The 22799-nt window shown below is 67.3% G+C and carries 30 protein-coding genes; all 30 read left to right on the forward strand.

Annotated features, from left to right (window positions below):
* Positions 1-125: 125 nt before the first annotated feature.
* The 30 genes from FLV34_RS18765 (at position 126) to FLV34_RS18910 (ending at position 22459) form a co-directional block, all read left to right on the forward strand.
* Complete coding sequence (locus tag FLV34_RS18765; RefSeq protein WP_147943691.1) at positions 126-4001, forward strand: DNA-directed RNA polymerase subunit beta'; 3876 nt, start codon at positions 126-128, stop codon at positions 3999-4001.
* A 562-nt stretch (positions 4002-4563) separates the two neighbouring features.
* Positions 4564-4938, forward strand: a complete 375-nt coding sequence (gene rpsL, locus FLV34_RS18770; RefSeq protein WP_030508316.1) for a 30S ribosomal protein S12 — start codon at positions 4564-4566, stop codon at positions 4936-4938.
* A gap of 1 nt (position 4939) precedes the next feature.
* On the forward strand, positions 4940-5410 hold the full coding sequence (gene rpsG / locus FLV34_RS18775; protein WP_142616379.1) for a 30S ribosomal protein S7: 471 nt from the start codon (positions 4940-4942) through the stop codon (positions 5408-5410).
* A 33-nt stretch (positions 5411-5443) separates the two neighbouring features.
* The gene (fusA, locus tag FLV34_RS18780) at positions 5444-7543 is read left to right on the forward strand and encodes an elongation factor G (RefSeq protein WP_142646733.1); all 2100 of its coding nucleotides are present in this window, start codon (positions 5444-5446) and stop codon (positions 7541-7543) included.
* 101 nt (positions 7544-7644) lie between these two features.
* Positions 7645-8838 (forward strand): elongation factor Tu, encoded by a 1194-nt coding sequence (tuf, locus tag FLV34_RS18785; RefSeq protein WP_142646732.1) that lies wholly within the window; start codon positions 7645-7647, stop codon positions 8836-8838.
* Between the two features lie 245 nt (positions 8839-9083).
* Positions 9084-9392 carry a 30S ribosomal protein S10 gene (gene rpsJ / locus FLV34_RS18790; protein ID WP_012887830.1) on the forward strand — a complete coding sequence of 103 codons (309 nt, stop codon included), beginning with the start codon at positions 9084-9086 and terminating at the stop codon, positions 9390-9392.
* Between the two features lie 13 nt (positions 9393-9405).
* Positions 9406-10062: a 50S ribosomal protein L3 gene (gene rplC / locus FLV34_RS18795; RefSeq protein WP_142646731.1), complete on the forward strand. Its 657-nt coding sequence runs from the start codon at positions 9406-9408 to the stop codon at positions 10060-10062.
* Positions 10059-10709 carry a 50S ribosomal protein L4 gene (rplD, locus tag FLV34_RS18800; protein WP_142646730.1) on the forward strand — a complete coding sequence of 217 codons (651 nt, stop codon included), beginning with the start codon at positions 10059-10061 and terminating at the stop codon, positions 10707-10709. Before rplC ends, rplD begins: the two co-directional genes overlap by 4 nt.
* Entirely contained in the window at positions 10709-11011 is a 303-nt protein-coding gene (gene rplW / locus FLV34_RS18805; protein WP_142646729.1) for a 50S ribosomal protein L23, read from the forward strand. Before rplD ends, rplW begins: the two co-directional genes overlap by 1 nt.
* A gap of 129 nt (positions 11012-11140) precedes the next feature.
* Entirely contained in the window at positions 11141-11977 is an 837-nt protein-coding gene (gene rplB / locus FLV34_RS18810; RefSeq protein ID WP_142646728.1) for a 50S ribosomal protein L2, read from the forward strand.
* Between the two features lie 11 nt (positions 11978-11988).
* Entirely contained in the window at positions 11989-12267 is a 279-nt protein-coding gene (gene rpsS / locus FLV34_RS18815; protein WP_079319865.1) for a 30S ribosomal protein S19, read from the forward strand.
* Positions 12268-12300: 33 nt separating this feature from the next.
* On the forward strand, positions 12301-12654 hold the full coding sequence (gene rplV, locus FLV34_RS18820) for a 50S ribosomal protein L22 (RefSeq protein ID WP_079319864.1): 354 nt from the start codon (positions 12301-12303) through the stop codon (positions 12652-12654).
* Complete coding sequence (gene rpsC / locus FLV34_RS18825) at positions 12654-13499, forward strand: 30S ribosomal protein S3 (protein ID WP_147943692.1); 846 nt, start codon at positions 12654-12656, stop codon at positions 13497-13499. The genes rplV and rpsC overlap by 1 nt, the downstream gene beginning before the upstream one ends.
* Before the next feature lie 2 nt (positions 13500-13501).
* Positions 13502-13921, forward strand: coding sequence for a 50S ribosomal protein L16 (gene rplP, locus FLV34_RS18830; protein WP_030508327.1), 420 nt, complete (start codon positions 13502-13504; stop codon positions 13919-13921).
* Positions 13921-14157: a 50S ribosomal protein L29 gene (gene rpmC / locus FLV34_RS18835; RefSeq protein ID WP_079319874.1), complete on the forward strand. Its 237-nt coding sequence runs from the start codon at positions 13921-13923 to the stop codon at positions 14155-14157. Before rplP ends, rpmC begins: the two co-directional genes overlap by 1 nt.
* A complete protein-coding gene (rpsQ, locus tag FLV34_RS18840) occupies positions 14150-14449 on the forward strand; it encodes a 30S ribosomal protein S17 (protein ID WP_142646726.1) in 300 nt (99 codons plus the stop codon). Before rpmC ends, rpsQ begins: the two co-directional genes overlap by 8 nt.
* Positions 14450-14639: 190 nt before the next feature.
* On the forward strand, positions 14640-15008 hold the full coding sequence (gene rplN, locus FLV34_RS18845) for a 50S ribosomal protein L14 (protein WP_142646725.1): 369 nt from the start codon (positions 14640-14642) through the stop codon (positions 15006-15008).
* Between the two features lie 8 nt (positions 15009-15016).
* Positions 15017-15316, forward strand: coding sequence for a 50S ribosomal protein L24 (rplX, locus tag FLV34_RS18850; protein ID WP_205830048.1), 300 nt, complete (start codon positions 15017-15019; stop codon positions 15314-15316).
* Positions 15316-15885, forward strand: coding sequence for a 50S ribosomal protein L5 (gene rplE / locus FLV34_RS18855; protein ID WP_142646723.1), 570 nt, complete (start codon positions 15316-15318; stop codon positions 15883-15885). The genes rplX and rplE overlap by 1 nt, the downstream gene beginning before the upstream one ends.
* A 2-nt stretch (positions 15886-15887) precedes the next feature.
* The gene (locus tag FLV34_RS18860) at positions 15888-16073 is read left to right on the forward strand and encodes a type Z 30S ribosomal protein S14 (protein ID WP_030451489.1); all 186 of its coding nucleotides are present in this window, start codon (positions 15888-15890) and stop codon (positions 16071-16073) included.
* Positions 16074-16185: 112 nt separating this feature from the next.
* Positions 16186-16584 (forward strand): 30S ribosomal protein S8, encoded by a 399-nt coding sequence (gene rpsH / locus FLV34_RS18865; protein WP_030508333.1) that lies wholly within the window; start codon positions 16186-16188, stop codon positions 16582-16584.
* An 18-nt stretch (positions 16585-16602) separates the two neighbouring features.
* Positions 16603-17145, forward strand: coding sequence for a 50S ribosomal protein L6 (gene rplF / locus FLV34_RS18870; protein ID WP_142646722.1), 543 nt, complete (start codon positions 16603-16605; stop codon positions 17143-17145).
* A 2-nt stretch (positions 17146-17147) separates the two neighbouring features.
* Positions 17148-17531, forward strand: coding sequence for a 50S ribosomal protein L18 (gene rplR, locus FLV34_RS18875; RefSeq protein ID WP_142646721.1), 384 nt, complete (start codon positions 17148-17150; stop codon positions 17529-17531).
* A 64-nt stretch (positions 17532-17595) separates the two neighbouring features.
* Positions 17596-18228, forward strand: a complete 633-nt coding sequence (gene rpsE / locus FLV34_RS18880) for a 30S ribosomal protein S5 (RefSeq protein WP_079319859.1) — start codon at positions 17596-17598, stop codon at positions 18226-18228.
* Between the two features lie 2 nt (positions 18229-18230).
* A complete protein-coding gene (gene rpmD / locus FLV34_RS18885; protein WP_079319858.1) occupies positions 18231-18413 on the forward strand; it encodes a 50S ribosomal protein L30 in 183 nt (60 codons plus the stop codon).
* A gap of 2 nt (positions 18414-18415) precedes the next feature.
* Positions 18416-18871 carry a 50S ribosomal protein L15 gene (gene rplO, locus FLV34_RS18890; protein WP_139573656.1) on the forward strand — a complete coding sequence of 152 codons (456 nt, stop codon included), beginning with the start codon at positions 18416-18418 and terminating at the stop codon, positions 18869-18871.
* Positions 18872-19052: 181 nt separating this feature from the next.
* Positions 19053-20360, forward strand: a complete 1308-nt coding sequence (gene secY / locus FLV34_RS18895) for a preprotein translocase subunit SecY (protein WP_142646720.1) — start codon at positions 19053-19055, stop codon at positions 20358-20360.
* Complete coding sequence (locus tag FLV34_RS18900) at positions 20360-21013, forward strand: adenylate kinase (RefSeq protein ID WP_142646719.1); 654 nt, start codon at positions 20360-20362, stop codon at positions 21011-21013. Before secY ends, FLV34_RS18900 begins: the two co-directional genes overlap by 1 nt.
* An 86-nt stretch (positions 21014-21099) precedes the next feature.
* Positions 21100-21930, forward strand: a complete 831-nt coding sequence (gene map, locus FLV34_RS18905) for a type I methionyl aminopeptidase (protein ID WP_147943693.1) — start codon at positions 21100-21102, stop codon at positions 21928-21930.
* An 82-nt stretch (positions 21931-22012) separates the two neighbouring features.
* On the forward strand, positions 22013-22459 hold the full coding sequence (locus FLV34_RS18910; protein ID WP_142646717.1) for a DUF1707 domain-containing protein: 447 nt from the start codon (positions 22013-22015) through the stop codon (positions 22457-22459).
* Positions 22460-22799 lie beyond the last annotated feature (340 nt).

Raw genomic sequence — 22799 nt, forward strand, 5'->3', positions numbered from 1 at the left:
CGAGATGAGGGACACCGACGAGGACGTCTTCCGCGCGGCGGAGGAGCTCGGCATCGACCTGTCCCGGCGTCCCCACGAGGGCGCGATGACCGTCGACGAGGTCTGATTCAAAAGGGGATTATCTAGTGCTCGACGTCAACTTCTTCGACGAGCTGCGCATCGGCCTCGCGACCGCCGACGACATCAGGCAGTGGTCGCACGGCGAGGTGAAGAAGCCCGAGACCATCAACTACCGGACCCTCAAGCCGGAGAAGGACGGGCTCTTCTGCGAGAAGATCTTCGGTCCGACCCGGGACTGGGAGTGCTACTGCGGCAAGTACAAGCGCGTCCGCTTCAAGGGCATCATCTGTGAGCGCTGTGGCGTCGAGGTCACGCGCGCCAAGGTGCGCCGCGAGCGGATGGGCCACATCGAGCTCGCCGCTCCGGTCACCCACATCTGGTACTTCAAGGGCGTCCCGTCGCGCCTCGGTTACCTGCTCGACCTCGCCCCGAAGGACCTGGAGAAGGTCATCTACTTCGCGGCGTACATGATCACGCATGTCGACACCGAGATGCGTGACCGCGACCTGCCGTCGCTGGAGGCGAAGATCTCCGTCGAGCGGCAGCACATCGAGCAGCGCCGTGACGCCGACATCGAGGCCCGCCAGAAGAAGCTCGAGGCCGACCTGGCCGAGCTGGAGGCCAGCGGCGCCAAGGGCGACGCCCGCCGCAAGGTGCGTGAGGGCGCCGACCGCGAGATGCGCCAGCTCCGCGACCGCGCCCAGCGTGAGCTGGACCGGCTGGAGGAGGTCTGGAGCCGCTTCAAGAACCTCAAGGTCCAGGACCTGGAGGGCGACGAGCTGCTCTACCGCGAGATGCGCGACCGGTTCGGCCGCTACTTCCGCGGCGGCATGGGCGCCCAGGCCATCCAGGAGCGGCTCGCCAGCTTCGACCTGGAGGCCGAGGCGGAGAACCTGCGCGAGACCATCCGCAGCGGCAAGGGCCAGAAGAAGGCCCGCGCCCTCAAGCGGCTCAAGGTCGTCGCGGCGTTCCTCAACACCCGCAACTCGCCGAGCGGCATGGTCCTCGACTGCATCCCGGTGATCCCGCCGGACCTGCGGCCGATGGTCCAGCTCGACGGTGGCCGCTTCGCCACCTCGGACCTGAACGACCTGTACCGCCGGGTCATCAACCGGAACAACCGCCTCAAGCGTCTGCTCGACCTCGGCGCGCCCGAGATCATCGTGAACAACGAGAAGCGGATGCTCCAGGAGGCCGTCGACGCCCTGTTCGACAACGGCCGCCGCGGCCGCCCGGTCACGGGCCCCGGCAACCGTCCGCTGAAGTCCCTCAGCGACATGCTGAAGGGTAAGCAGGGTCGTTTCCGGCAGAACCTGCTCGGCAAGCGCGTCGACTACTCCGGCCGTTCGGTCATCGTCGTCGGCCCGCAGCTCAAGCTCCACCAGTGCGGCCTGCCCAAGCAGATGGCGCTGGAGCTGTTCAAGCCGTTCGTGATGAAGCGCCTGGTCGATCTCAACCACGCGCAGAACATCAAGTCCGCCAAGCGGATGGTCGAGCGGTCCAAGCCGGTCGTGTGGGACGTGCTGGAAGAGGTCATCACCGAGCACCCGGTGCTGCTCAACCGCGCGCCCACCCTGCACCGCCTGGGCATCCAGGCCTTCGAGCCGCAGCTCGTCGAGGGCAAGGCCATCCAGATCCACCCGCTCGTCTGCACCGCGTTCAACGCGGACTTCGACGGCGACCAGATGGCGGTGCACCTGCCGCTGTCGGCCGAGGCCCAGGCCGAGGCCCGGATCCTGATGCTGTCCACCAACAACATCCTCAAGCCGGCGGACGGCAAGCCGGTGACGATGCCCACCCAGGACATGGTCATCGGTCTCTACTGGCTGACCACCCAGAAGGAGGGCGGCGTCGGCGAGGGCCGGGTGTTCGCGACGGTGTCGGAGGCTCTCATGGCCTTCGACCGCCACGAGCTGGACATCCAGGCCAAGGTCCAGGTGCGGCTCAAGGACGTCCCGCCGCCGCGCGGCTGGGAGGCCCCCGAGGGCTGGGAGCCCGGCGACCCGATCCGGCTGGAGACCACGCTGGGCCGATGCCTGTTCAACCAGACGCTGCCGGACAACTACCCCTTCGTGAACTACCAGGTCGGCAAGAAGCAGCTCTCGGCGATCGTCAACGAGCTGGCCGAGCGGTACCCGAAGGTGGAGGTGGCCAACGCGCTCGACTCGCTGAAGGACGCCGGCTTCTACTGGGCGACCCGCGCCGGTGTCACGATCTCCATCGAGGACGTCGTGGCGCCGCCGAACAAGGCCGAGATCATGGAGTCGTACGAGCGCCGGGCCGACAAGGTCCAGCGGGAGTACGACCGCGGTCTGATCACCGACGAGGAGCGCCGTCAGGAGCTCATCGAGATCTGGACCCACGCGACGGCGGACGTCGAGACCGACATGGTCAACGCGTTCCCGGCGACCAACCCGGTCTGGATGATGGTCAACTCCGGCGCCCGTGGTAACCGCATGCAGGTCCGGCAGATCGCCGGCATCCGCGGCCTGGTGTCCAACACCAAGGGTGAGACGATCCCGCGCCCGATCAAGTCCTCCTTCCGCGAGGGCCTGTCGGTGCTGGAGTACTTCATCTCCACCCACGGTCAGCGGAAGGGTCTGGCGGACACCGCTCTGCGGACCGCCGACTCCGGTTACCTGACCCGTCGTCTGGTCGACGTCGCGCAGGACGTCATCGTGCGCGAGATCGACTGCGGCACCGACCGGGCCGTCCCGCTGCACGTCGGCGAGCGCGACTCCCAGGGCAACCTGGTCAAGGCCGAGAACGCCGAGAGCAACGTGCACGGCCGCATCCTGGCCGAGGACGTCGAGGTGGACGGCAAGCTCATCGCGTCGGCGGGCGTCGACATCAACGACGACGTCGTGACGGCGCTGGTGAACGCCGGCATCGAGACGGTCAGGACCCGCAGCACGCTCGTCTGCGAGGCCAAGATCGGTGTCTGCGCGACCTGCTACGGCCGTTCGCTGGCCACCGGCAAGCTCGTGGACGTCGGCGAGGCCGTCGGCATCATCGCGGCCCAGTCGATCGGTGAGCCCGGCACCCAGCTGACCATGCGTACCTTCCACACCGGTGGTGTGGCGGGCGCGGGCATCACCCCCGGTCTGCCGCGTGTCCAGGAGCTGTTCGAGGCCCGCATCCCCAAGGGTGTGGCCCCGATCAGCGAGGTCGCCGGCCGGGTGCGGATCGACGAGACCGACAAGACCCGCAAGATCGTCATCACTCCGGACGACGGCTCCGACGAGGTCGCCTACCCGGTGTCGATGCGGTCGCGGCTGCTGGTCTCGGAGGGGCAGCACGTGGACGTCGGCCAGCTCCTGGTCGCCGGTGCGCGCAACCCCAACGAGGTGCTGCGCATCCTCGGCCCGCGCGCCGTCCAGCTCCACCTCGTGGACGAGGTGCAGCAGGTCTACCGCTCGCAGGGTGTGTCGATCCACGACAAGCACATCGAGGTCATCGTCCGGCAGATGCTCAAGCGCGTGAACGTGCTGGAGTCCGGCGACACCGAGCTGCTGCCCGGTGAGCTGGTCGAGCGGCCGCGCTTCGAGGCCATCAACCGTCAGACCGTGGCGGAGGGCGGCCAGCCGGCCTCCGGCCGTCCGGTCCTGATGGGTATCACCAAGGCCTCGCTGGCGACCGAGTCGTGGCTGTCGGCGGCGTCCTTCCAGGAGACGACGCGAGTCCTCACCGACGCGGCGATCCACGCCAAGTCCGACTCGCTGCTCGGCCTCAAGGAGAACGTCATCATCGGTAAGCTCATCCCGGCCGGTACGGGCATGCCCCAGTACCGCAACATCCGGGTGGAGCCGACCGAGGAGGCCAAGGCCGCGATGTACACGGTCGGCGGCTACGACGGCTCTGCCGCGGACTACACCTTCGGCTCCGGCAGCGGCGAGGCCGTCCCGCTGGAGGAGTACGACTTCGGCCAGTACGGCCGTTGACAGGTCGCCGCGGTGAGAGATCGCCGCGGCGGGCTACATACGGAAAAGCGGTCCGGGGCATCCCCCGGGCCGCTTTTCCGTTGTCCGCGCTCCGCGTACGCGCGCGACGCCGGGCGGGGACGGCGTGGAAACCGTGAGAAGCCCCTCGTGAGGGCGGTATGATGGGGGGCCGAGTCCTTCGACGGTCCGGCTTGGGCCGTCGGCGCAGCGGCACGTCAAGACAGCGGGGCACGTCCCTCCGGGGCGTCCTCCTCTGTTTTGACGTGTTGTACGGGGGAGGGTAGGCTTTACCCTCGTGCCCGTCTGTGGGCTCGCATGCGTGCGCTCAAATGCCGCTTCTCGAAGAGAGGGGCGTGCGGGGGGCGCCGTGTGACTCCTCCAGATCGACCGGATCTGCTCGGGTGTGCTGCGACAAGAGCGCGACACGCCCGACCGCGGGGGTCGAAGGGGATGGAAAACCAGCAGGTCATGACACCGGCAGTACCTGCAAGCCTGTGAGAGGCGGCCTCGCCACCTCGACCGGGTCCTACGTATCACCGGCTAGGCACGAAACGGAGACGCGGTGCCCACCATTCAGCAGTTGGTCCGTAAGGGCCGGCAGGACAAGGTCAGCAAGACCAAGACTCCTGCCCTCAAGGGGAGCCCGCAGCGGCGCGGCGTTTGCACCCGCGTTTACACGACGACCCCCAAGAAGCCCAACTCGGCGCTGCGCAAGGTGGCCCGTGTTCGGCTCACCAACGGCATCGAGGTCACGGCTTACATCCCCGGGGTGGGCCACAACCTCCAGGAGCACTCGATGGTGCTCGTGCGTGGTGGTCGTGTGAAGGACCTGCCGGGTGTTCGCTACAAGATCATCCGTGGTTCGCTGGACACTCAGGCCGTCCGCAACCGCAAGCAGGCCCGCAGCCGCTACGGCGCGAAGAAGGAGAAGAGCTGACATGCCGCGCAAGGGTTCCCCTGGCCGCCGCCAGCTGGTCGCTGACCCGGTGCACAACTCGCCGCTGGTCACCGCTCTGATCAACAAGGTTCTCCTGGACGGCAAGCGCTCCCTCGCGCAGTCGATCGTCTACGGCGCCCTCGAGGGCTGCAGGGAGAAGACCGGCAACGACCCGGTCGTCACCCTGAAGCGCGCTCTCGACAACGTCCGCCCGACGCTCGAGGTGAAGAGCCGCCGCGTCGGTGGCGCCACCTACCAGGTGCCGGTCGAGGTCAAGGCCTCGCGCAGCACCACGCTGGCGCTGCGGTGGATCGTCCAGTACTCCCGCGCGCGCCGCGAGAAGACCATGACCGAGCGGCTCATGAACGAGCTGCTCGACGCGAGCAACGGCCTCGGCGCCAGCGTCAAGCGGCGCGAGGACACGCACAAGATGGCCGAGTCCAACAAGGCCTTCGCCCACTACCGCTGGTAGTGAGCACCGACGACGAGTTAAGGACGCGAAGAAGTGGCCACCACGACCGCTCTTGACCTGGCCAGGGTCCGCAACATCGGGATCATGGCCCATATCGACGCGGGCAAGACCACGACGACTGAGCGCATCCTGTTCTACACCGGCATCAACTACAAGATCGGTGAGGTTCATGAGGGCGCTGCCACCATGGACTGGATGGAGCAGGAGCAGGAGCGCGGCATCACCATCACCTCCGCCGCGACCACCTGCAGCTGGCTTGATCACACGATCAACATCATCGACACGCCCGGACACGTGGACTTCACCATCGAGGTCGAGCGGTCGCTGCGTGTTCTGGACGGCGCGGTCGCGGTGTTCGATGGCGTCGCCGGCGTGGAGCCGCAGTCGGAGACGGTCTGGCGCCAGGCCGACCGGTACGGCGTGCCCCGCATCTGCTTCGTGAACAAGATGGACCGGGTCGGCGCGGAGTTCCACCGCTGTGTCGACATGATGATCAACCGGCTGGGTTCCACGCCGGCGGTCATCCAGCTTCCCTGGGGCGTCGAGGCCGACTTCAAGGGCGTCATCGACCTGGTGAAGATGAAGGGCCTGCTCTGGAGCGCCGAGGCGGCCAAGGGCGAGATGTACGACACCGTCGACATCCCGGCCGACCACGCCGACGCGGCCCGTGAGTGGCGCGACAAGCTCGTCGAGACCGTCGCCGAGAACGACGACGAGCTCATGGAGCTCTTCCTGGAGGGCGTCGAGCCGTCCGAGGAGCAGCTTGTCGCGGCGATCCGCCGGGCGACCATCAGCGGCGCGATCAACCCGGTCCTGTGCGGCACCGCGTTCAAGAACAAGGGCGTGCAGCCCCTGCTCGACGCGATCGTCGCCTACCTCCCGGCTCCCACCGACATCCCGGCCTTCAAGGGCCACGCGGTGGGCAACGAGGAGGAGATCATCGAGCGCCACGCGGACCCGAACGAGCCGTTCGCGGCGCTGGCGTTCAAGATCATGAGCGACCCGCACCTGGGCAAGCTCACCTACATCCGCGTCTACTCCGGGACGCTCGAGGCCGGCACCACCGTGGTGAACTCGGTCAAGGGCAAGAAGGAGCGGATCGGCAAGATCTACCAGATGCACGCGAACAAGCGCGAGGAGCGCCCCACCGCGACCGCTGGTCAGATCGTCGCTGTCATGGGTCTGAAGGACACCACCACTGGTGACACCCTCTCCGACCCGGTCAAGCAGGTCGTCCTCGAGTCGATGACGTTCCCGGCGCCGGTCATCAACGTGGCCATCGAGCCCAAGACCAAGGGCGACCAGGAGAAGCTGTCGACCGCGATCCAGCGGCTGGCGGAGGAGGACCCGTCCTTCCAGGTCCGCCGTGACGAGGAGACCGGCCAGACCGTCATCTGGGGTATGGGCGAGCTCCACCTGGAGATCCTCGTCGACCGGATGCGCCGCGAGTTCAAGGTCGAGGCGAACGTCGGCCGCCCGCAGGTCGCCTACCGCGAGACCATCCGCCGCAAGGTGGAGAAGGTCGAGTACACGCACAAGAAGCAGACCGGTGGTTCCGGCCAGTTCGCGCGCGTGATCATCGACCTGGAGCCGCTGGGCGAGGGCAACGACGGTTACGAGTTCGAGAACAAGGTCACCGGTGGCCGCATCCCGCGGGAGTACATCCCGTCGGTGGACGCGGGCGCGCAGGAGGCGGCCGAGTTCGGCGTGCTCGCCGGCTACCCGATGGTCGGCGTCAAGGTCACGCTTCAGGACGGTGCCTTCCACGAGGTCGACTCGTCGGAAATGGCCTTCAAGATTGCCGGCTCGATGGCCTTCAAGGAGGCCGCGCGCAAGGCAGACGCCGTACTCCTCGAGCCGATGATGGCCGTCGAGGTCACCACGCCCGAGGACTACATGGGAGACGTCATCGGCGACCTCAACGGTCGTCGCGGACAGATCCAGGCAATGGACGAACGGTCCGGCGCCCGTGTGATCAGGGCGCTCGTTCCGCTCTCCGAGATGTTCGGCTACGTGGGCGACCTTCGCAGCCGCACTCAGGGGCGGGCGAGCTACAGCATGCAGTTCGACTCCTACGCGGAGGTGCCCCCGGGCATCGCCAAGGAGATCGTCGCGAAGGCTCGGGGCGAATAGTTCCGCTCGCGGTACGGCGGAGCGCCTCCAGGGGCGCCCCGCCGTGCCGAGCCTGAGGTAGAAGACGAAAGTCAAGTCAGAATCTCTAAGGAGACAGACCAGTGGCCAAGGCCAAGTTCGAGCGGAACAAGCCGCACGTGAACATCGGCACCATTGGGCACATCGACCACGGCAAGACCACTCTGACCGCGGCGATCACCAAGGTGCTTCACGACCGTTTCCCGCAGCTCAACGAGGCGACCCCGTTCGACAAGATCGACAAGGCGCCCGAGGAGAAGGCTCGCGGAATCACCATCTCCATCGCGCACGTCGAGTACCAGACCGAGAAGCGCCACTACGCCCACGTGGACTGCCCCGGTCACGCCGACTACGTGAAGAACATGATCACCGGTGCCGCCCAGATGGACGGCGCGATCCTGGTGGTCGCGGCGACCGACGGTCCGATGCCGCAGACGAAGGAGCACGTCCTCCTGGCCCGCCAGGTCGGCGTTCCCTACATCGTCGTGGCCCTCAACAAGGCCGACATGGTCGACGACGAGGAGATCCTGGAGCTCGTCGAGCTCGAGGTCCGCGAGCTGCTGTCCGCCCAGGAGTTCCCGGGCGACGACCTGCCGGTCGTGCGCGTCTCCGCGCTCAAGGCGCTTGAGGGCGACGAGAAGTGGGGCGACTCCATCATCGAGCTCATGAACGCCGTGGACGAGAACGTCCCCGAGCCCGTTCGTGACACCGACAAGCCGTTCCTCATGCCGATCGAGGACGTGTTCTCGATCACCGGTCGCGGCACCGTCGTCACCGGTCGTATCGAGCGCGGCATCATCAAGGTCAACGAGACCGTCGACATCATCGGCATCAAGGAGAAGAGCACCACGACGACCGTCACCGGCGTCGAGATGTTCCGCAAGCTCCTCGACGAGGGCCAGGCCGGTGACAACGTCGGTCTGCTCCTGCGCGGTATCAAGCGCGAGGAGGTCGAGCGTGGTCAGTGTGTCATCAAGCCGGGCACCACGACCCCGCACACCGAGTTCGAGGCGCAGGTCTACATCCTGTCCAAGGACGAGGGCGGCCGCCACACGCCGTTCTTCAACAACTACCGTCCGCAGTTCTACTTCCGTACGACGGACGTGACCGGCGTGGTGAACCTCCCCGAGGGCACCGAGATGGTCATGCCGGGCGACAACACCGAGATGCGCGTCGAGCTCATCCAGCCGGTCGCCATGGAAGAGGGCCTGAAGTTCGCGATCCGCGAGGGTGGCCGCACCGTCGGCGCCGGTCGCGTCACGAAGATCATCAAGTAGTAGCACCGCTGGGCGGCGGTCGGGTCCGCGAGGGCCTGACCGCCGCACCACGCAGGGGCCGGAGACGACCCCCCACGGACGACGAGACCGTGATCTCGCAGTGTTTTCGGCCGAGCGCCGGCCGAAGCCACTGCCAGATCACGGAGAACCGGACGGGTTCCGGGACGTCGGTCGCGTGGAAACGACCTGCGGCAACAGGCCGCGCGAAGCTTTATAGGACGACAGCGAAGGACACCGAGGCCATTATGGCGGGACAGAAGATCCGCATCCGGCTTAAGGCGTATGACCACGAGGTCATCGACAGCTCGGCCAAGAAGATCGTCGAGACGGTGACGCGGACCGGCGCCAAGGTCGCTGGCCCGGTGCCGCTGCCGACCGAGAAGAACGTGTACTGCGTCATCCGGTCGCCGCACAAGTACAAGGACAGCCGCGAGCACTTTGAGATGCGTACGCACAAGCGGCTGATTGACATCATCGACCCGACGCCGAAGACGGTCGACTCGCTCATGCGTCTCGACCTTCCCGCCGGCGTGGACATCTCGATCAAGCTCTAAGGAACGCACTGACATGGCTAAGCAGATCAAGGGCGTCCTGGGCAAGAAGCTCGGCATGACCCAGGTCTTCGATGAGGCGAACCGGGTGATCCCGGTCACCGTCGTCGAGGCCGGTCCGTGCGTGGTGACCCGGGTCCGCACTCCGGAGAAGGACGGCTACTCCGCCGTCCAGCTCGGCTACGGGCAGATCGACCCGCGCAAGGTGAACAAGCCCCTGGGCGACTACCTGCGCAAGCACGACATCACCCCGCGCCGCTACTTCGCCGAGGTTCGCACCGACGACGCCTCCGAGTACACGGTCGGCCAGGAAGTCCTCGCCGACACCTTCGAGGCCGGGCAGTACGTCGACGTCACGGGCAAGAGCAAGGGCAAGGGCTACGCCGGTGTCATGAAGCGCCACAACTTCCGTGGTCTGGGCGCTTCGCACGGTACCCAGCGCAAGCACCGCTCCCCGGGTTCCATCGGTGGCTGCGCCACCCCGGGCCGCGTCTTCAAGGGCCTGCGCATGGCCGGCCGGATGGGCAACGTCCGCACGACGGTCCAGAGCCTCAAGGTGCACGCCGTGGACGCCGAGAAGGGCCTCATCCTGATCAAGGGTGCGATCCCCGGCGCCAACGGCAGCCTGGTCCTCCTCCGCACCGCTGCCAAGAAGGGGGTTGCTGCGAAGTGACCACGACCATTGACGTCCTCGACGCCAGCGGCGCCAAGACGGGGACCGTCGACCTCCCCGAGGAGGTCTTCGGGGCCAAGGTCAACGTCCCGCTGATCCACCAGGTGGTCGTCGCCCAGCTCGCCGCTCGCCGGCAGGGCACCCACGCGACCAAGACCCGCGGTGACGTCTCCGGTGGCGGCAAGAAGCCGTACCGGCAGAAGGGCACCGGCCGCGCCCGTCAGGGCTCGACCCGCGCTCCGCAGTTCGCCGGCGGTGGCACCGTCCACGGCCCGCAGCCGCGCTCGTACGAGCAGCGGACGCCGAAGAAGATGAAGGCGGCGGCCCTGAAGGGCGCGCTGTCCGACCGCGCCGGCGGCGGCCGCGTCCACGTGGTGGACAGCCTGGTCACGGGTGAGACGCCCAAGACCAAGGCCGCCCTGGAGGCCCTGCGCAAGATCACGCAGGCCCGCAGCGTGCTCGTCGTCGTCGACGAGAACGACGAGATCACCTGGCTCAGCCTGCGTAACGCGCCCGAGGTCCACCTGCTGGACGCGGGACAGCTGAACACCTACGACGTGCTGTGCCACGACGACGTGGTCTTCACCCGTGAGGCCTACGACCAGGTCGTGGCCCGGCTGGCGAAGAGCGGGAAGGAAGAGGCCTGATGCAGAAGATCGCCGACCCGCGCGACATCATCCTCAAGCCGATCGTCTCTGAGAAGAGCTACGGCCTGATCGATGAGCACAACAAGTACACGTTCCTGGTGCGCAAGGGTGCCAACAAGACGCAGGTGAAGATCGCCGTCGAGCAGATCTTCGGCGTCAAGGTGACCGGCGTGAACACGATCAACCGCCAGGGCAAGCGCAAGCGGACCCGGCACGGCTACGGCCAGCGCCCGGACACCAAGCGCGCGATCGTGAGCCTGGCCGAGGGCGACCGTATCGACATCTTCGGTCAGATCGGCTAGCACCTGCCGCAGCGGGGAGAGGGGCCCCTCGCCTCCGAGCGAGGGACTCGCCCCATTGAGTAAGCACCGGGGGGACCGCCGTGAGGCGGACCCCGACCGGTACGAACCGACGAAGGATGAACGAAAGAGATGGGCATCCGTAAGTACAAGCCGACGACTCCGGGTCGTCGCGGCGCGAGCGTCTCGGACTTCGCCGAGATCACGCGCAGCACTCCGGAGAAGTCGCTGCTTGCCCCCCTGCACAGCAAGGGCGGCCGTAACGTCCACGGCCGGGTGACCGCCCGGCACCAGGGAGGCGGGCACAAGCGCGCCTACCGGATCATCGACTTCCGCCGCCACGACAAGGACGGGATCCCGGCCAAGGTCGCTCACATCGAGTACGACCCCAACCGCACGTCCCGCATCGCGCTGCTGCACTACGCCGACGGCGAGAAGCGTTACATCCTCGCCCCGGTCGGCCTCAAGCAGGGGGACCAGGTCGAGAACGGCCCCGCGGCCGACATCAAGCCGGGCAACTGCCTGCCGCTGCGCAACATTCCGACCGGTACCTTCATCCACGCGGTGGAGCTGCGTCCCGGTGGCGGCGCCAAGCTCGGCCGTAGCGCCGGCGCGCAGATCCAGCTGCTCGCCAAGGAGGGCATGTACGCCACGCTGCGCATGCCGTCCGGAGAAATGCGTCAGGTCGACGTGCGCTGCCGGGCCTCCGTGGGCCAGGTGGGCAACGCCGAGCAGGCCAACATCAGCATCGGTAAGGCCGGCCGCAACCGCTGGAAGGGCAAGCGCCCCACGGTCCGCGGTGTTGCCATGAACCCGGTCGACCACCCGCACGGCGGTGGTGAGGGCAAGACCTCCGGTGGTCGTCACCCGGTCAACCCGAAGGGCAAGCCGGAGGGTCGCACCCGCCAGCCGAACAAGCCCAGCGACCGGCTGATCATCCGTCGTCGGAGCAAGAGGAAGAAGCGGTAGGAGCAGCCGAAATGCCACGTAGTCTTAAGAAGGGTCCCTTCGTGGACGATCACCTTCAGAAGAAGGTGGACGCCCAGAACGAGAAGGGCACCAAGAACGTCATCAAGACGTGGTCGCGGCGCTCCATGATCGTGCCCGACATGATCGGCCACACGATCGCCGTGCACGACGGCCGCAAGCACGTCCCGGTGTTCATCACCGAGTCGATGATCGGTCACAAGCTCGGTGAGTTCGCCCCCACGCGGACGTTCCGCAGCCACGTCAAGGAAGACCGCCGCAGCCGGCGGTAAGCGCCTTCAAGCCAGCAGTTAGAGGAGAAAGCGATGGAAGCCAGGGCACAGGCGCGGTACGCGCGCCACACGCCCCGGAAGGCCCGCCGCGTGGTGGACCTCATTCGCGGGCTGCCCGCTTCGGAGGCGCAGGCCGTGCTGCAGTTCGCTCCCCAGGCGGCGAGCGAGACCGTTTACAAGGTGCTCTCGAGCGCGATCGCGAACGCTGAGCACAACTTCAAGCTCGACCGGGACACGCTCTTCGTGAGCCGGGCGTGGGTCGACGAGGGCCCGACGCTCAAGCGCTTCCGCCCGCGTGCCCAGGGTCGTGCCTATCGGATCAACAAGCGGACCAGCCACATCACTGTGATCGTGGAGTCCCGCGAGCCGAAGGGAAGGACCCGCTAGTGGGCCAGAAGGTTAACCCGCACGGGTTCCGCCTCGGCATCACGACCGACTTCAAGAGCCGGTGGTACGCCGACAAGCTGTACAAGTCGTACGTCGCCGAGGACGTGGCGATCCGTCGCATGCTGCAGAAGGGCATGGAGCGGGCCGGCATCTCCAAGGTCGAGATCGAGCGCACGACCGACCGCGTCCAGGTCGACATCCACACCGCCCGGCCGGGCATCGTCATCGGCCGTCGCGGCGCGGAGGCCGACCGCATCCGCGGCGACCTGGAGAAGCTGACCAAGAAGCAGGTCCAGCTGAACATCCTCGAGGTGAAGAACCCCGAGATCGACGCGCAGCTCGTCGCGCAGGGCGTGGCCGAGCAGCTCTCCAGCCGCGTCTCGTTCCGCCGGGCCATGCGCAAGGCCATGCAGTCCGCCATGAAGAGCGGGGCCAAGGGCATCCGTGTCCAGTGCTCCGGCCGTCTGGGCGGCGCCGAGATGTCGCGCTCGGAGTTCTACCGCGAGGGCCGCGTGCCCCTGCACACGCTCCGTGCGGACGTCGACTTCGGCTTCTACGAGGCCCGCACCACCTTCGGCCGCATCGGCGTGAAGGTGTGGATCTACAAGGGCGAGGCCCCGACCAGCCGCTCCGAGCGGGAGGCGGCCGCGGCCGGCGCCCGTGCGAGCCAGCGTCGTGAGCGCGACGACCGTCGCGGTGGCGCGGGCGACCGTCCGCGTCGTGGCGGCGACCGTCCCCGTCGTGGCGGCGCAGGCCGCGGCGACCGTGCACCCAGGACTGAGGCGGTCGCGCAGGCCGCCCCCGAGACCGGCCCGGCGGAGCAGCCGGGTGCTGAAGGGAGCTGACCATGCTGATCCCGCGCAGGGTCAAGCACCGCAAGCAGCACCGGCCCGACCGCAGCGGAGCCGCCAAGGGCGGCACCCGGGTCGTCTTCGGCGAGTTCGGCATTCAGGCGCTTGAGCACTCCTACGTGACCAACCGCCAGATCGAGGCCGCGCGTATCGCCATGACCCGGCACATCCGCCGTGGCGGCAAGGTGTGGATCAACATCTTCCCGGACCGTCCCCTGACGAAGAAGCCGGCCGAGACCCGCATGGGTTCCGGTAAGGGTTCTCCGGAGTGGTGGATCGCCAATGTCAAGCCCGGCCGTGTCATGTTCGAGCTGTCCGGTGTCGCCGAGCCCGTGGCCCGCGAGGCCATGCGGCGCGCGATGCACAAGCTCCCCATGAAGTGCCGTTTCGTCAAGCGTGAAGTGGGTGAGGCGTGATGGCTAAGGGTCTGACCGCCGCGGAGCTGCGTGTCGAGGACCAGGAGGTGCTGGTCCAGAAGCTGAAGGAAGCCAAGGAGGAGCTGTTCAACCTCCGCTTCCAGGCGGCGACGGGTCAGCTGGAGAGCCACGGGCGGCTGCGCGCCGTCCGCCGCGAGATCGCCCGCATCTACACCGTGATGCGCGAGCGCGAGCTCGGAATCGTCACGGTCGAGAAGGAGCCGAGCGATGTCTGAAGCAACCGAGACCCCTACCACTGAGACGACCGCGGAGACGGCGCGGAACTACCGCAAGACCCGCGAGGGCCTGGTCGTCAGCGACAAGATGGACAAGACCGTCGTCGTCGCCGTCGAGGACCGCGTCAAGCACCCGCTGTACGGCAAGGTCATCCGCCGTACGACGAAGTACAAGGCCCACGACGAGCAGAACGCCTGCGGCGTCGGCGACCGCGTCCTCCTGATGGAGACCCGGCCGCTCTCGGCCACCAAGCGGTGGCGGGTCGTCGAGATCCTCGAGAAGGCCAAGTAACACACCACAGACGCGCCTCGTGGGGGGTGGGAGACCGCCCCCCATGATGGCGTCCAAGGGGCGGGGCCGGGCATCGGTCCCGTCCGCCCGCGGCGGCGGTCGTACGGCTGTCGCCGAGGGAAAAAGACCACATCAGGTTCGGCCAGGCTCACCGCGAGGGTGAGAACCGGCACGACAAACAGGAGTAGACGTGATCCAGCAGGAGTCGCGGCTCAAGGTCGCCGACAACACGGGTGCCAAGGAGATTCTGTGCATCCGCGTTCTCGGCGGCTCGGGTCGGCGCTACGCGGGAATCGGCGACGTCATCGTTGGCACGGTGAAGGACGCTATTCCCGGCGGGGGCGTTAAGAAAGGCGACGTTGTCAAGGCTGTCGTGGTGCGCACCGTGAAGGAGCGCCGCCGCCCCGACGGCTCCTACATCCGCTTCGACGAGAACGCCGCGGTCATCATCAGGGACAGCGGCGACCCTCGGGGCACCCGCATCTTCGGCCCCGTCGGCCGTGAACTGCGCGACAAGAAGTTCATGCGCATCATCTCGCTCGCGCCGGAGGTGCTGTGATGCCGAAGCTGCACGTGAAGAAGGGCGACCTCGTCCAGGTCATCGCCGGCAAGGACAAGGGCGCCAAGGGCCGGATCATCGCCGCCTACCCGCGCGAGGAGCGCGTGGTGGTCGAGGGCGTCAACATGATCAAGAAGCACTCCAAGGTCACCAACCAGGGACCGCGCGGCGCCAAGGAAGGCGGCGTGCAGACCATGGAGGCTCCCATCCACGTGAGCAACGTGAAGAAGCTCAAGGATGACGAGAAGAAGCCCGAGAAGAAGGCCGCCGCGAAGGGCGACGCCGAGGCGACGGGTGAGGACAGCTGATGACCGCCACGACTGAAGAGCGCATCGTTCCGCGCCTCAAGCAGCGCTACCGCGAGGAGATCATCGCGAAGCTGCGCGAGGAGTTCGGCATCGAGAACATCATGCAGGTGCCCACGATCACCAAGATCAAGGTGAACATGGGTGTCGGCGAGGCCGCCCGCGACTCGAAGCTCATCGAGGGCGCCGTTCGCGACCTGACCGCGATCACCGGCCAGAAGCCGGCCGTCGCCCGCGCCCGCAAGTCCATCGCGCAGTTCAAGCTGCGTGAGGGCATGCCGATCGGCGCGCACGTGACGCTGCGCGGCGACCGCATGTGGGAGTTCCTCGACCGTCTGCTGTCGCTGGCGCTGCCGCGTATCCGGGACTTCCGTGGTCTGTCGCCGAAGCAGTTCGACGGCAACGGCAACTACACCTTCGGCCTCACCGAGCAGGTCATGTTCCACGAGGTGGACCAGGACAAGGTGGACCGGCAGCGGGGCATGGACATCACGGTCGTGACCACCGCGAAGAACGACGAGCAGGGCCGGGCGCTGCTGAAGCTCCTCGGTTTCCCCTTCAAGGAGGCCTGATCATGGCGAAGACGTCGCTGAAGGTCAAGGCAGCGCGCAAGCAGAAGTTCGAGGTCCGGGCGTACACTCGGTGCTCCCGCTGCGGGCGTCCCCGCGCTGTCTACCGCAAGTTCGGGCTGTGCCGCGTGTGCTTCCGCGAGATGGCGCACCGGGGCGAGCTGCCCGGCATCACCAAGTCGAGCTGGTAAGCCCTCCGCGGGCCAGCCGTAAAGAAGTCATATCAACCGGGCGCTGGTCGCAGCGCCCACGACCACACCGAAGGTCCCATCGGGGAAACCGCGGTGAGGAAGGCCACCGGCCATGACGATGACCGACCCGATCGCAGACATGTTGACTCGTCTGCGTAACGCGAACTCGGCCTATCACGACACCGTGAGCATGCCTTACTCCAAGATCAAGGCACACATCGCGGAGATCCTCCAGCAGGAGGGCTACATCCAGGGCTGGAGCGTCGAGGACGCCAAGGTTGGCAAGAACCTCGTGATGGAGCTGAAGTTCGGCCCCAGCCGCGAGCGCGCCATCGCGGGCCTGCGCCGGGTGTCGAAGCCCGGTCTGCGGGTCTATGCAAAGAAGGACAACCTGCCCCGCGTTCTGGGCGGTCTGGGCGTCGCGATCATCTCGACGTCCGGCGGTCTGATGACGGACCGGCAGGCGAGCAAGCGTGGAGTGGGCGGGGAAGTCCTCGCCTACGTCTGGTAACGAGGGGAGGCACTCAGCATGTCGCGAATCGGACGGCTGCCCATCCCCGTACCGGCGGGTGTCGACATCACGATCGACGGCCGGGAAGTCCAGGTCAAGGGGCCCAAGGGCACGCTCACTCACACGGTCGCCGAGCCCATCGAGGTCTCGCGCGGCGAGGACGGCACCATCACCGTCACGCGCCCGAACGACGAGAACAAGGTTCGTGCGCTGCACGGCCTGTCCCGCACGCTCATCGCCAACATGGTGGCGGGTGTCACGCAGGGCTACACGAAGACGCTCGAGATCGTCGGCGTCGGTTACCGCGTCCAGGCCAAGGGTCCGACGGAGCTGGAGTTCTCTCTGGGCTTCAGCCACCCGGTGATCGTCAAGGCCCCCGAGGGCGTCAGCTTCCGTGTCGAGAGGCCGACCCTGTTCCACGTGGACGGCATCGACAAGCAGCGGGTCGGCGAGGTCGCCGCCAACATCAGGAAGCTGCGCAAGCCGGACCCGTACAAGGGCAAGGGCGTGCGCTACCAGGGCGAGGTTGTCCGCCGCAAGGTCGGAAAGGCTGGTAAGTAGGCATGGCTGGAAAGACTGCGTTCGGCAAGCACACGGCCGCCCGCACGGTCTCCCGGGCTCGCCGGCACCGCCGTGTCCGCAAGAACGTCTTCGGCACGGCCGAGCGTCCGCGCCTGGTCGTCAACCGGTCGACCCGTCACCTGTTCGTGCAGATCGTCGACGACACTCAGGGCCACACGCTGGTGAGCGCGTCCACCATGGACGTCTCGCTGCGCAACGCCGAGGGTGACAAGACCGAGAAGGCGAAGAAGGTCGGCGAGCTTCTCGCTCAGCGGGCCAAGACCGCCGGGATCACCGCTGTCGTGTTCGACCGCGGTGGCAACCGCTACGCGGGGCGGATCGCCGCTCTCGCGGACAGCGCCCGTGAAGGCGGGCTGGAGTTCTGATGACTCCGGTCCGTGGGTCGCGACCGACGACCCGTCCAAAGAGCAACGAGAAGAGGAACCACTGATGGCTGCAGCTCCGCGTCGCGGTGCCGGCGGCGGTGGCGAGCGGCGTGACCGTCGTGAGGACCGCCGCGGTGGCGCCGCAGACAAGGGCGTCTCGTACATCGAGCGCGTCGTAAAGATCAACCGAGTGGCCAAGGTCGTCCAGGGCGGCCGGCGCTTCAGCTTCACCGCGCTGGTCATCGTCGGCGACGGCAACGGTCTCGTCGGGGTCGGCTACGGCAAGGCCAAGGAGGTGCCCGCGGCGATCGCCAAGGGTGTCGAGGAGGCCAAGAAGCACTTCTTCAAGGTTCCGCGCATCCAGGGCACCATCCCGCACCCGGTGCAGGGCGAGGACGCCGCCGGCGTCGTCCTCCTGCGTCCGGCCTCGCCCGGTACGGGCGTCATCGCGGGTGGCCCGGTCCGCGCGGTCCTGGAGTGCGCCGGGATCCACGACGTGCTGTCCAAGTCACTCGGCTCGGACAACCCGATCAACATCGTGCACGCCACCGTGGCGGCTCTGAAGGGCCTCAGCCGGCCCGAGGAGATCGCCGCCCGCCGTGGCCTGCCGATCGAGGACGTCGCTCCCAAGGCGATGCTGAAGGCTCGTGCCGAGGGTCTGGCCGAGGCGGCCGCGGCCGCGAAGGCGGTGAGCTAGTGATGGCTCGTCTGAAGATCACCCAGACCCGGTCCAAGATCGGTGGCCAGCAGAACCAGCGTGACTCGCTGCGTTCGCTGGGTCTGAAGCGAATCGGCGACGTCGTCGTCAAGGAGGACCGCCCGGAGATCCGGGGCATGGTCGCCAAGGTGTCGCACCTCGTCGAGGTTGAGGAGGTCGACTAGTCATGACCGAGAACGCTCCGCTCAAGATCCACGACCTCCGTCCGGCCCCCGGCGCCAACAAGGCCAAGACCCGCAAGGGCCGTGGCGAGGGCTCCAAGGGCAAGACGGCCGGCCGTGGCACCAAGGGCACCCGGGCCCGTACGGCTGTCATGCCGGGCTTCGAGGGTGGCCAGGTCCCGCTCCAGCGGCGGCTGCCGAAGCTGAAGGGCTTCTCCAACGCCCTGTTCAAGACGACCTACCAGGTCGTCAACCTGGACAGGCTCGGGGAGCTGTTCCCCCAGGGCGGCGACGTCACGCTCGACGACCTGGTGGCCAAGGGTGCGGTCCGCAAGAACCAGCCCGTCAAGGTGCTGGGCACCGGCGAGATCTCCGTGGCGCTGAACGTGCAGGCGCACGCCTTCTCCGCCAGCGCGAAGGAGAAGATCGCCGCGGCCGGCGGCTCGGTTTCCGAGCTGTAGGCATCACGTGCTGCGAGGCGCGGAGGTTCACTATGAGCCTCCGCGCCCGTAGTGCGTTAGAGTTCGCCTGGCACGGGGGTCCCCCCGTGTTCGACCAAGCACTCTGGCAGGAAGACATGTCGATGGACGCCTTGCGGGCCATCGCCGACCGTTACCGCGTCACTGGCGCGCAGGAGGGACCGTGCTGACCGCGATTACCCGGGCGTTCCGGACGCCTGACCTGCGCAAGAAGCTGCTCTTCACACTGGGCATCATCGTGCTGTTCCGGCTTGGCTCGGTGCTTCCCACTCCGGGGGTCAACGCCCAGAACGTGGCCCTGTGTCTGGAGCAGGCCCAGGCGGGAGACGCTGCCAACATCTACGGGATGGTGCAGCTCTTCAGCGGCGGCGCCCTGTTGAAACTTTCAGTGTTCGCGCTCGGCATCATGCCGTACATCACCGCGAGCATCATCCTGCAGCTGTTGACGGTGGTGATCCCGCGGCTGGAGGCCCTCAAGAAGGAGGGCCAGGCGGGCACGGCGAAGATCACGCAGTACACCCGTTACCTGACCATCGGGCTGGCGGTGCTGCAGTCCACCGCGTTCGTCGCTCTGGCCCGCAGCGGGCAGCTCTTCCAGAACTGCAACCAGGAGATCCTGCTCAGCCAGGACGTCTTCCCGCTGATCACCATGGTCATCACGATGACCGCCGGCACCGCCGTGATCATGTGGCTGGGCGAGCTGGTGACCGACCGCGGCGTCGGCAACGGCATGTCGATCCTGATCTTCACTCAGGTCATCGCGGTGTTCCCGTCGGAGCTCGTGAACATCTTCCGGCAGAGCCCGTTCAAGTTCGTCATCGTGATGATCGTCGGCATCGTGATGATCGGCGTCGTCGTGTTCATCGAGCAGGCGCAGCGCCGGATCCCGGTCCAGTACGCCAAGCGGATGGTCGGCCGTCGCATGTACGGCGGCACCTCGACCTACATCCCGCTCAAGGTGAACCAGGCCGGCATCATCCCGGTCATCTTCGCCTCGTCGCTGCTCTATCTGCCGCAGCTTCTGGTGACGCTGTTCGGCAACAGCCAGAAGCCCAACGCGGTCATCGAGTGGCTGGCCCAGAACATGATCAGGGGCGACCACCCGGTCTACATGGCCACGTTCTTCCTGCTGATCGTCTTCTTCACGTACTTCTACGTGTCCATCACTTTCAACCCCCCTGAAGTGGCTGACAACATGAAGAAGTACGGTGGGTTCATCCCGGGCATCCGTCCGGGCCGGCCGACCGCTGAGTACCTGAGCTACGTGCTCAACAGGCTCACGGCCGCAGGCGCTCCGTATCTGGGTGTGATCTCGCTCATCCCGATCATCGCGCTGGCGGTGGCCGGAGCGAGCCAGAACTTCCCGTTCGGAGGGACCAGCATTCTGATCATGGTTGGTGTTGGTCTGGACACGGTCAAGCAGATCGAGAGCCAGCTTCAGCAGCGCAACTACGAGGGCTTCCTGAGATAGTGCGCGTCGTCCTGGTTGGGCCCCCCGGAGCGGGTAAGGGGACGCAGGCCCAGTTCATCGCTTCGCACCTGTCGATCCCGAAAATCTCGACAGGCGACATCTTCCGTGCCAACGTCTCCGGCGGCACGGAGCTCGGCAAGCTCGCCAAGGAGTACATGGACCGCGGCGACCTCGTCCCCGACGAGGTGACCGTGGCCATGGTCCGCGACCGGCTGTCGGAGGACGACGCGCAGGAGGGCTTCCTCCTGGACGGCTTCCCTCGCAACGTGCCCCAGGCCGAGGTCCTCAAGAAGATGCTGGCCGAGTTCGGCACGGCGCTCGACGTGGTCCTCAACCTGGTCGTCGAGGACGACGAGGTCGTCCGGCGCCTCGCGGGCCGCCGTACGTGCCGTTCCTGCGGCAAGGTGTGGCATGTCGTGTTCGACCCGCCCGCCGTGGAGGGCGTCTGCGACGCCTGCGGCGGGGAGCTCTTCCAGCGGGACGACGACCGTGAGGAGACCATCAGGCGGCGCCTGGAGGTCTACCAGGAGCAGACGCAGCCGCTGATCGCGTTCTACGCCGACGAGGGGATCCTGCAGGGGGTCGACGCGACCGGGCCGGTCGAGGAGATCACTCAGCGGGCGATGTCGGCGCTGCGGCGGTTCGCCGACTGATTCATTACCGCGGCCGGGAACGCCACTCCAGTACATGGGGTGGCGTTCAGGCTTATATGGGACAATTTCGGGAGGGGGTGCGTCAGGTGTTCAAGAAGAACCGGCACGGAATTCAAATCAAGAGCGCCGAGCAACTGGAGAAGATGCGTGCGGCCGGCCTGGTCGTCGCGCGCACGCTGGAGCTGCTCCGGAAGTCGGTCGAGCCCGGGATGACGCCGCTCGACCTCGACGCCATCGCCGAGAAGGCCATCCGGGGCGAGGGCGCGATCCCGTCGTTCAAGGGCTACCAGGGCTTTCCCGCCACGATCTGCGCCTCCGTGAACGACGAGGTCGTCCACGGCATCCCCACCGACCGGCGTCCGTTCCGCGAGGGCGACATCATCTCGATCGACTGCGGCGCGATCCTCGACGGGTGGCACGGCGACTCGGCGATCACCGTCGGCATCGGTGAGGTCGACCCCAAGCTGACCGAGCTCATGCGGGTGACCGAGGAGGCCATGTGGCGCGGCATCGCCGCCCTGCGGGTCGGCGGGCACCTGTCCGACATCGGCCACCAGATCGAGAAGTACGTGCGTTCTCAGGGCCGCTACGGCATCCCCCAGGAGTACGGCGGGCACGGCATCGGCACCGAGATGCACATGGACCCCTGGGTGGCCAACCACGGCAAGCCGGGGCGCGGCCCCCGCTTCGAGGTCGGTATGTGCTTCGCGATCGAGCCGATGGTGAACCTCGGCACCGACCGCACCAAGGTGCTGGCCGACGACTGGACGGTCGTGACGCTCGACGGCAAGGCCTCGGCGCACTTCGAGCACAGCGTCGCGGTGACGGAGAACGGCCCCCTTGTTCTCACGGCGCTCGACGGCGGGGCCTCCCGTTTCCCCGGCGTCGCCACGGACGCGGGAGAAAGCGCCTCCTGAACCGCCTCCCGAATGGGAACGCCCATTTCGGCGTCGCTTGAACAATAATGGTCTTATCGCTCGACGGACCGGGAGATGGTAGATGGCGGCAATGCCGGAGATGCGGGCCTCCGACGGCGACCGTGACCGGGTCGCCGCGGCATTGCGTGAGCACGTGGCCGAAGGCAGGCTCACCATCGACGAGTTCAACGAGCGGCTTGAGGCGGTCTACCAGAGCCGCACGTACGGGGAACTGGCCCGGCTCACCTCCGATCTGCCGGAGATCGACCTGCACCGGATGCCCGCCGCGACCGAGCCCGCGCAACGGGCCCAGGTCGCCCAGCCCGGTAAGGCGCAGGGCAGCCTGAGGAGCGCGTGGACCGCCTGGGCGGGCGCGAGCGCCATCAGCTGGATGATCTGGCTCATCGCCACTGTCGCTTCGGGGCATTTCATCCCTCCGTGGCCGATGTGGGTCATGGGCCCGTGGGGCGTCATCCTCCTCCTCAAGACGATTTCCGACGCGGGCGGACGGTCCCGAGGCGGCGCCTGAGCCTTCTTTACCGGGGTACCGCCGTCGCGGGAGTCTGGGGCGGGTAGACGTCCGGTGTCGCGACGTACGGCCCGCTCGGGCCGTGCCCCCGCGGTGCTCGGGCCGCACCCGCGCGCGGCGGCATTTCGGCGGTGCCGGGCGGGCGGGTGCGGCGGCCTCCCCAGAAAGCCCACATCGGAATCGGCAGGCGGCGCGCTGGCCGGACACCCCCACGGGGGGTACTCTGTGATCTGGTTGTGTCGGGACCCCTGCCGTCGTTTCGCAATTCGGCCCGGGTTGTCGTACACTCCTTTGTCGGTTCACTATGACCTTTGCGCCTAGGCGGCCTGGCTGGTCGCCG

Source organism: Microbispora sp. CSR-4 (genome assembly GCF_008033685.1).
GTDB lineage: Bacteria > Actinomycetota > Actinomycetes > Streptosporangiales > Streptosporangiaceae > Microbispora.

Excerpts from the sequence above, each read along its gene's own strand:
- rpsS (WP_079319865.1), top strand. The coding sequence starts at position 11,989 with ATGCCACGTAGTCTTAAGAAGGGTCCCTTCGTGGACGATCACCTTCAG.
- FLV34_RS18860 (WP_030451489.1), top strand. The coding sequence starts at position 15,888 with ATGGCGAAGACGTCGCTGAAGGTCAAGGCAGCGCGCAAGCAGAAGTTC.
- rpsG (WP_142616379.1), top strand. The coding sequence starts at position 4,940 with ATGCCGCGCAAGGGTTCCCCTGGCCGCCGCCAGCTGGTCGCTGACCCG.
- rplW (WP_142646729.1), top strand. The coding sequence starts at position 10,709 with ATGCAGAAGATCGCCGACCCGCGCGACATCATCCTCAAGCCGATCGTC.
- rplV (WP_079319864.1), top strand. The coding sequence starts at position 12,301 with ATGGAAGCCAGGGCACAGGCGCGGTACGCGCGCCACACGCCCCGGAAG.
- rpmC (WP_079319874.1), top strand. The coding sequence starts at position 13,921 with ATGGCTAAGGGTCTGACCGCCGCGGAGCTGCGTGTCGAGGACCAGGAG.
- rplF (WP_142646722.1), top strand. The coding sequence starts at position 16,603 with ATGTCGCGAATCGGACGGCTGCCCATCCCCGTACCGGCGGGTGTCGAC.
- rpsH (WP_030508333.1), top strand. The coding sequence starts at position 16,186 with ATGACGATGACCGACCCGATCGCAGACATGTTGACTCGTCTGCGTAAC.
- rplP (WP_030508327.1), top strand. The coding sequence starts at position 13,502 with ATGCTGATCCCGCGCAGGGTCAAGCACCGCAAGCAGCACCGGCCCGAC.
- rpmD (WP_079319858.1), top strand. The coding sequence starts at position 18,231 with ATGGCTCGTCTGAAGATCACCCAGACCCGGTCCAAGATCGGTGGCCAG.
- rplC (WP_142646731.1), top strand. The coding sequence starts at position 9,406 with ATGGCTAAGCAGATCAAGGGCGTCCTGGGCAAGAAGCTCGGCATGACC.
- rplE (WP_142646723.1), top strand. The coding sequence starts at position 15,316 with ATGACCGCCACGACTGAAGAGCGCATCGTTCCGCGCCTCAAGCAGCGC.
- rpsE (WP_079319859.1), top strand. The coding sequence starts at position 17,596 with ATGGCTGCAGCTCCGCGTCGCGGTGCCGGCGGCGGTGGCGAGCGGCGT.
- rpsJ (WP_012887830.1), top strand. The coding sequence starts at position 9,084 with ATGGCGGGACAGAAGATCCGCATCCGGCTTAAGGCGTATGACCACGAG.
- rplO (WP_139573656.1), top strand. The coding sequence starts at position 18,416 with ATGACCGAGAACGCTCCGCTCAAGATCCACGACCTCCGTCCGGCCCCC.
- rplB (WP_142646728.1), top strand. The coding sequence starts at position 11,141 with ATGGGCATCCGTAAGTACAAGCCGACGACTCCGGGTCGTCGCGGCGCG.
- rplR (WP_142646721.1), top strand. The coding sequence starts at position 17,148 with ATGGCTGGAAAGACTGCGTTCGGCAAGCACACGGCCGCCCGCACGGTC.
- rpsQ (WP_142646726.1), top strand. The coding sequence starts at position 14,150 with ATGTCTGAAGCAACCGAGACCCCTACCACTGAGACGACCGCGGAGACG.
- FLV34_RS18910 (WP_142646717.1), top strand. The coding sequence starts at position 22,013 with ATGGCGGCAATGCCGGAGATGCGGGCCTCCGACGGCGACCGTGACCGG.